The sequence below is a fragment of the Burkholderia sp. BCC1996 genome, from assembly GCF_905339955.1.
Classification (GTDB): domain Bacteria; phylum Pseudomonadota; class Gammaproteobacteria; order Burkholderiales; family Burkholderiaceae; genus Burkholderia.
The window spans coordinates 1-271 of the sequence record NZ_CAJPHM010000118.1 but is presented as its reverse complement, the minus strand read 5'-3'; the positions used below and the strand labels follow the sequence as shown (position 1 = coordinate 271).

1 pseudogene is annotated in these 271 nt (G+C 66.1%); it reads right to left on the bottom strand.

Annotated elements, in window-relative coordinates:
• Positions 1-162: pseudogene (locus U4Z64_RS37480) on the bottom strand (ABC transporter); the annotation flags it as partial.
• Positions 163-271 lie beyond the last annotated feature (109 nt).

The following is a 271-nucleotide window of genomic DNA, read 5'->3' as shown; positions in this document are numbered from 1 at the left end:
ACGCGCCTCGGCGCCTTTCACGATCGTGACGAAGTACGGGTTGCCGAGCGACCCGACCGTGACGCCGATCGATTTCAGCGGCTTGTCGGCTGCATGGGCGGCGGCGGCGCCGAAGGCGAGCGCGCAGGCGACGGCGGTCAGGGCGGCTTTTTGCTTGAACATGTCGTTGTGTCTCCGGAAGGTCCGTTGGCAGATAGATGGGTGCAGGAGGACCTGCCTGCGCCCCGATGGTCGAGTGGTGAGGAATGCGAATCAGGTGCGGGCCGAGTCG